Genomic DNA, 7,394 nt, shown 5'->3' with positions numbered 1-7,394 from the left:
GGGCCCTCCTCATCGTGTGCAACACCCTTTAGGGGCAGCCGGAGGAGCCCTGGATCCGGCCGGTGTCGGGGCGGAGGAAGCCGCCGTGGTTCTCGTCGTCGGTGCCCCAGACGTACTCGTCGCCCCGCAGCCGCAGCACGGCCTCGATCTTGCGGTCGTCGTCGCGGGTGAAGGCGCGCAGGGGGGTGAGACAGCCGGGGGAGCCGACGGTGAGCAGCGGACGGCGCTGGGTGTCGAGGGTCAGGCTGCCCGCCTCGTAGACGGCGGAGGAGAAGGGGCCGTTGTCGTCGTTGGGGTCGGAGGCGGCGGCGGCGAGCAGCGTCCCGTCCGGCAGGACCTTCAGATCGCTGAGATGACGGACCTCGTCGGTGTGCGGGAACGGTACGGAGAAGTCGACCCGGTCGGCGACGTTCCCGAAGCGCAGGGCGGTGTCGGTGAGCCGGAACTCGGCGGTGCGCACGACGGCGGGGCTGTCGGTGTCGCCCCGGGTGGCCCAGACGGCGTAGGTGGTGCCACCGGCGTCCTGGTGCAGGGCGAACGACTCGTAGTTGTCGCTCCGCTGGGCGCCGGGGAGGGTCACCGGACCCACCCGGACCGTGGCGGTGTCGCGGGAGACGACGACGTAGAAGACCGTGCCCCGGCTGGCGAGGGCGATGAAGTGGTTGCGGCGGCCGGGGACGGTGTCGATGGCCTCCAGGTCGTCCGGCAGCTGCCCCTTCCAGGTCAGCGGGGTGACCAGAGGGGCGGCGCCGGGTCGCAGCCGGACCCGGGCGAGACGGCCCTCGCCGCTCTTCTTGTTGTCACGGGCGACGATCAGCTCGCCCTGGCCCCGGCCCGCCGGGGAGCCGAGAACGAGGGCGGCCCCGCTCACCCCGCCGGTGATGCCGGAGCCGACGCGCTGCCAGGGGTCGGCGGGGGCGGAGCCGCGCGCCGTGGGCGCGGCGGTCGTGCCGGGCATGGCGGCGGTGGTCGCCGGGGCGGCGGTGGCGAGGCAGCCGAAGGCCAGGGCCAGGGCGACACATCCGTTTCTGAGCATGGGCCGACGGTAGGCGGGCGGAGGTGCGGGAGCGGGCGGCGTGCCGGTGGGGGTGCGCACAATCGCCGGAGTGGAGCAGCGCTTTGGGGTGTCAGGGGGCGGGGCGCGTTCTCGGGAGGCGGGCCGGTCAGGGTGAGGGGAACGAGCCAAATCCTCGAACATGAGGGAACGGTTCGGCGTGGCGGATGGGGCGAATGGGGCGATCCGTCGATGGATTTGCGCCAGGTACGCACGGATGGTCGTGACATGGCGGAAGTGTGCTGTGGCAAGGTCCTGCCATGCGGGAACGTGAAAGGTGGGGGCTTGCAGACGCGTTTGACATGGGGTCAAGCGATGATCAGGACATTCCCCTGCTGGTGCGGTTGCCGCTGGCGGGGGAGGTGGAGGGGGCGGGTGCGGTGATGCGGTGCCCCGGATGCGAGGGGTGGCTGGCGCAGGGCAGGCCGGAGTGGTGGGTCTGCGGGGGCTGCGGCTATGAGATCCACCATGACGCGCTGGGGCTGCACGCCGTGCTGGTGGGCGCGTACGAGGACCACCCCGATGGCTTCTTCAAGTGGGTGGCCCTGCGCCGGGACGTGGTCCGCGCGGAGGCGCCGGGCTGGCAGCGGCCCCGCTGACCGCCGCTGTCCGCTGGCGCTCCGGGCCCTGCCGAGTTCGTGCGGCCGCTGTGTCTCCCGGCCCCGCTGATCTCGTACGGCCACGGTCCCTGCCACCCGCAGGCGCCGCCGCCCGCGCCCGGTCCGGGCGCCCCCTACTCGGCCCGTCCGGCCCGTGCCACCTGCCCCGGATCGCGCGGTCAAGGAGAGGTGCCCGGGTACGTACGGTACGGAGCGTCGACGGCCGCTTCCTCAAGGGCATGATGAACCACGGCAACTCGCGGCTGATCAAGCCGCCGTGCTGGCTCCTGGCCAAGGACGACGACGCGATCGTGCGTGCCCTCGGCTGGTACGGCTTCTGATCCGCTGAACCCGCGGGGGTGCCCCTCTCCTTCCGGGAGGGGCACCCCCTTGGGTGTACGCGGTGCGGGCGACCGGGGCGGTACGGAACCGGGCCCGGTTCCCCGCGGTCGGCCGGCCGGAGCCCGTATGGTCCGCCGACCGGAGCCGCCGGGTCAGCCGATCCGGGCCGTATCCGGCTCCGAGGCTCCGCGCGCCGCCGGGAAGAACCGCGCCACGAGGTGCGAGCGCCCCGCCACCAGGGGCGCGAGGACGGCCAGGATCAGCACGTATCCGGCGATGAAGGGCGAGAGCCGCTCGTCCAGACCGGCCGCCGCCGCCATCGTCGCCAGGATGAGCGCGAACTCCCCGCGCGCCAGCAGGGTGGTGGAGATGTTCGCCGCGGGCCCGGGGCCGAAGGAGTAGATCCGCGCCGCCGCGAGCCCCGCCAGGACGTTCATCGCGAGCGTCACGACGACCGCCGCCAGCACCGGCCACAGCACGGTCGGCAGGTCCCCGGGGTCGATGGAGAGCCCGAAGGCGAAGAAGAAGATCGCCCCGAAGGCGTCCCGCAGCGGGTGCACCAGTTTGAGGATCCGCTCGCCGGAGGTGGTGCTCCCGAGCATCAGACCCACCATGAAGGCGCCGATGGCGTCGGCGACGCCGAACCACTCGGAGACACCGGCCATGAAGACGGCCGCGCCGAGGAAGGAGACGACCAGCAGCTCGTCGTCCTTGGTGCCGATGAGACGGCCGGTCACCCTCGTACCGAACCGCGCCGCCAGGGCCAGGACCAGCAGGAAGGCGAACGCCTTGCCCGCGTCCACGGCGGCGGCCGAGAGGCTGTCGGCACCGGAGAGGATCGGCTGGAGGGCGGCCAGGTAGAGGGCGAGGAAGACGTCCTCGACCACGATGATGCCGAGGATGGGCTTGGTCTCGGGGTTGCCGATGCGTCCGAGGTCGACCAGCACCTTCGTCACGATCGCGGACGAGGAGATGCCGAGCACTCCGGCGAGGACCAGCGCCTCGGAGGTGCCCCAGCCGAGGGCGAAGCCGAAGCCGAGTCCGGCGCCGACGTTGAGCAGCAGATAGATCCCCCCGGCCATCGCCATCCGGCGGCCACCGGCCTTCAGGTCATCGAGGTGGAACTCGAGACCCAGATAGAAGAGGAGGAGGACCAGGCCGAGCGCGGAGAGCATCTCCAGCTCGTGCGGGTCGTCGACGAGGACGAATCCGGGGGTGTGGGGGCCGAGGAGGATCCCGGCCAGGATGAAGAGGGGGATGGTCGGCAGGCCGATGCGGCCGCCGAGGCGGGCGAGCAGGGCGGCGGCGAGAAAGGCGCCGCCCATGGCGATGAGGGTGTCCGCGTGTCCGATGGGCTCTTCCTCCATTCAGCGTCAAGAGGGCGTCAAGGAACCGTCAGTAATTAGTTTACCGAACAATTGACGTGGCAACTATGACGGCGCCTGCCGTAGGCCCTGGCCCCCGGTCCCGGCGCCCTCGCGGGGCGCTGCCCGCCGACCCGTGCGGGGAGCGTCCGCCCACCCCCGAGGGAACTCCTCACTCCGGTGGTGGGGTTCTCCCCACCCTCATCTCACCAGCCGACGTCATGGCCGGTGACCTGCTCTGATCCGTAGCGTCGACGACGTCAGCCAGACCGGCACCGCGAGCCGTCGGCGGACGGGACTGACCGATGGAACGGGTCGTACGCGGGTCGTACGAGGGGCGGAAGGGACACCATGAGGCTGCGTGGCAGGCGGCGGGACGAACGGGCCAGGGGCCACCGGGGCGACACCGGGGAACTCCAGGACACCGCGCGCCTGACCGGGCGGGGCGGGCCCGCCGCGACGGACCCGCTCCATACGGACCCGCGCTGGACGGCAGCGCACCGTACGGACCCGCGCTCGACGGACCCGCGCTCGACGGAGCCGCGCTCGACGGAGCCGCGCTCGACGGAGCCGCACGGTTCGGACCCGCACCGGACGGCAGCGCACCCGTTCGCCCCGGCCACCCCCGCCACCGGGGTCGCCGCCGGGCCCGCCGCCACCCCCGTCGTGGAACTCCGCGCCGTCCAGCGCCAGTACGGCAAGGGATCCCGCGCCGTCCACGCCCTGCGCGGTATCGACCTCGCCCTCCCGCGCGGCAGTTTCACCGCCGTCATGGGCCCCTCCGGCTCCGGCAAGTCCACCTTCCTCCAGTGCGCGGCGGGCCTCGACCGGCCCACCTCCGGCTCGGTCCGGCTCGGTGGCACCGAGCTCACCGGGCTGAGCGAGAACAAGCTGACCGTGCTGCGCCGCACCCGGCTCGGCTTCGTCTTCCAGGCGTTCAACCTGCTGCCGTCGCTGACCGTGGAGCAGAACGTGCTCCTGCCGATGCGCCTCGCGGGCCGCCGCCCCGACCGCCGCCGCGCCGCCGAGGTGCTCGCCCAGGTCGGCCTCGGCGACAAGGGCGGCCGCCGCCCCAGCGAACTCTCCGGCGGCCAGCAGCAGCGGGTGGCCCTGGCCCGCGCGCTGGTCACCATGCCCGAGGTCGTCTTCGCCGACGAGCCCACCGGCGCGCTGGACACCACCACGGCCGCCGAGGTGCTGGCGCTGCTGCGGTCCGCCGTCGACTCCCTCGGCGCGACCGTCGTGATGGTCACCCATGACCCGGTCGCCGCCGCCTACGCCGACCGTGTCCTCTTCCTCGCCGACGGCGCGATCGTGGACAGCCTCAGCCAGGGCGACCCCGCCGCCATCGCGGCCCGTATGTCCACGCTGACCTCTCCGAACAGCGCCCCGAACGCTTCCCCGGCCGCCCCCTGGCAGCACCACGGGATACCCACCAGAACGGCCGTCTGATGCCCGTACGCCCCACCCGCACCAACGGACTCGCCCGCGCTGCGGTCCGCTTCCGCCCCTCCGCCTTCGTCGGCACCTTTCTGGCGCTGGTGATGACCGCCGGGATCGCCGCCGCCTGCGGCATCCTGCTGGAATCCGGGGTACGGGCCACACTCACCCCCGAGCGGTACGCCCGCGCCCCCGTCGTCGTCACCGCCGACCCCCTCGCCCATCTGTGGGTGGGGAAGGGCGAGGAACGCGAGGACACACAGGAGGAGATCCCCGACCACGCCCGGCTCGGCTCCGCGCTGGTGGCGCGGGCCGCCGCGGTCCCCGGGGTGAAGGCCGCCATCGCCGACACGGTCTTCCCGGTCCGCCTGCGTGGCGCGCCGCTGTCCGGCCAGGGCTGGGGTTCCACCGCCTTCACCGGGATCCGGCTGTCCGGCGGCGCCGCGCCCGGCCCCGGCGAGGTCGTCCTGGGCACCGGACACATCAAGAACACAGCACACACCAAGAACACCAACACCAACACCAACACCAACACCAACACCAACACCGGCGACCGCCAGGCCCGTACCGGCGACCGGATCGCGATCGAGACCCCCGGCGGCGTACGGACGTTCACCGTCTCCGGCACCACCGCGCACCCCGGGGCCTGGTTCCACGACCAGGAGGTGGACACCCTCGCCGGACACCCGGGGCGCGCCACCGTCCTCGCGGTCCTGCCCGAGACCGGCACCTCCGCCGAGACCCTCGCCGGACGGCTGAAGGACACCCTCGGCACCGGCCACGACAAGCCCAAGGTGCTCACGGGGAACGCCCGCGCCACCGTCGAGGACGGGGGACTGGCCCGTACGAAGGAACTGCTCGCCGGTCTCGGCGGCTCCTTCGGCGGGGTCGCCACCATGGTCGCCGTCTTCACCGCGTCCGCGACCGTCGCGCTCTCCGTCGGGCTGCGCCGCAAGGAGTTCGCGCTGCTGCGCGCCATCGGCGCCACCCCGCGCCAGGTGCGCCGCTCGATCGCGACCGAGGCACTGCTGGTCGCACCGCTCGCCGGGCTCCTCGGCTGTCTGCCCGGAGTGGCGCTGGCCCGCTGGTGGTTCGGCGAGCTGAGGGAACGCGGTGCCATCGTCGAGGGAGTCGAACTGAGCGTCGGCTGGATCCCGCTGGCCGTCGCGGTGGCCGCGGTGGTGCTGACCGCGCTGGCCGCCGGGTTCGCCGCCGCCCGCCGCCCCTCGCGCACCAAGCCCGGTGAGGCGCTGGCCGAGGCGGCCGTGGAGCGGCTGTCGCCCGGCCCGATCCGTACCCCGCTGGGGCTGCTGGCCCTGGGCGGCGGGATCACGCTCTCGATCGTCTCCGCCACCGCCGGCGGCGAGACCGCCGCCAACACCGCGCTCGGCGTGGTCATGACCTTCATGCTCGCCGTCGCCCTGCTGGGGCCGGTGATCGCCCGGATCTGCGCGGGGCTGCTCGGTCTCCCGCTGCGCGCGGGGGGCGCCGCCGCCTCGCTGGCCGCCGCCAACTCCCGCGCCAACGCCCGGCGGATGGCCTCCGCGATCACCCCGATCGTGCTCGCGATGGCCTTCTCGTCGGTCCTGGTCTTCCTGCACACCAGCACCGACCGCGAGACCGAGCGCCAGCGGCGCGTGGGTGTCCTCGCCGACCGGATCGTCACGGCGCCCGGCGGGCTGGCGCTGGACGCCGCAGAGCGGGCCGCGAAGACCCCGGGCGTGACCGCCGCCGTCTCGCTGCTGCCCAGCTCCGTGCTGCTCAGGACCGGTGACGAGCTGGTCGGCGAGTCCGCCCAGGGCATCGCGGGCCGCCCCGCCGATCTGCCCCGGGTCCAGGACCTCGATCTCCGGGAGGGCTCCCTGACCGCTCTCGTCCCCGGCACGGTCGCCCTGGACGCCACCCTCGCCGAGTCGGCGGGCGTCGGCTTCGGCGACCGGCTCGCGTACCGACTGCCCGACGGTACGGAGGAGGGGGCCCGGGTCGTCGCGCTCTACGGCCATGGGCTGGGGTTCGCCCGGGTCACCCTGCCCGCCGCCACCCTCCACGGCCATGTCACCTCGCCCTTCCCGCAGCAGCTGCTGGTCCGGGCCGAGGCCACCGCGGTCCCGGCGCTCGGCGCCCTGGGGACGGTCCAGAACCGCGGGGATCTCGCGGCGGCCCATGACAGCGAGCGGGAGGCCAACGCCTGGACCAACACCACCATGGCCGTGATCCTGGGTGGCTTCGCGGCCATCACCGCCGCGAACACCCTGGTCATGACCGTTCTCGACCGCCGCAACGAACTCCGGATGCTGCGGCTTGTCGGCACCACCCGCCGCCAGGTGATGCGGATGATCCGCTGGGAGGCCCTGCTGGTGGCGCTGGCGGGCATCGCCCTCGGCACCGCCATCGCGCTGGCGACCCTCTTCCCGCTGACCGCGTACATCACCGGCCGCGCCCCGCATATCCCCCCGCTGCTCTACGCCTCCTTCGCGGCGGGCGCGGTGGTCCTGGCCCTGCTCTCGGCCGCCCTCCCGGCCCGCTCGGCCCTGCCGACGGCCCGCTGAACCGGAGGGCGGCGGCGGTACGGAGCCGGGCCGCCCGACTCCGTAC

5 protein-coding genes are annotated in these 7,394 nt (G+C 73.7%); 3 read left to right on the top strand and 2 right to left on the bottom strand.

The window, feature by feature from the left end:
- Positions 1–28: 28 nt before the first annotated feature.
- Positions 29–1,036: a hypothetical protein gene (locus ACFVIM_RS30465; RefSeq protein WP_384308117.1), complete on the bottom strand. Its 1,008-nt coding sequence runs from the start codon at positions 1,034–1,036 to the stop codon at positions 29–31.
- A gap of 320 nt (positions 1,037–1,356) precedes the next feature.
- Here ACFVIM_RS30465 and ACFVIM_RS30460 point away from each other — a divergent pair, with 320 nt between their 5' ends.
- Complete coding sequence (locus ACFVIM_RS30460; RefSeq protein WP_384308114.1) at positions 1,357–1,653, top strand: hypothetical protein; 297 nt, start codon at positions 1,357–1,359, stop codon at positions 1,651–1,653.
- A gap of 494 nt (positions 1,654–2,147) precedes the next feature.
- Here the strand turns inward: ACFVIM_RS30460 and ACFVIM_RS30455 are convergent, their stop codons facing one another.
- Positions 2,148–3,320 carry a cation:proton antiporter gene (locus tag ACFVIM_RS30455; protein ID WP_384308122.1) on the bottom strand — a complete coding sequence of 391 codons (1,173 nt, stop codon included), beginning with the start codon at positions 3,318–3,320 and terminating at the stop codon, positions 2,148–2,150.
- Between the two features lie 705 nt (positions 3,321–4,025).
- Here ACFVIM_RS30455 and ACFVIM_RS30450 point away from each other — a divergent pair.
- Complete coding sequence (locus ACFVIM_RS30450) at positions 4,026–4,811, top strand: ABC transporter ATP-binding protein (RefSeq protein ID WP_384308120.1); 786 nt, start codon at positions 4,026–4,028, stop codon at positions 4,809–4,811.
- A complete protein-coding gene (locus ACFVIM_RS30445; RefSeq protein WP_384308111.1) occupies positions 4,811–7,348 on the top strand; it encodes an FtsX-like permease family protein in 2,538 nt (845 codons plus the stop codon). The genes ACFVIM_RS30450 and ACFVIM_RS30445 overlap by 1 nt, the downstream gene beginning before the upstream one ends.
- The last annotated feature ends 46 nt before the right edge of the window (positions 7,349–7,394 follow it).

The organism is Streptomyces sp. NPDC057638, from assembly GCF_042800315.1.
In the GTDB taxonomy this organism is placed as follows: Bacteria; Actinomycetota; Actinomycetes; order Streptomycetales; family Streptomycetaceae; genus Streptomyces.
Note: the sequence above shows the minus strand (reverse complement) of the source record. Positions and strands in the feature narration are given on the sequence as shown.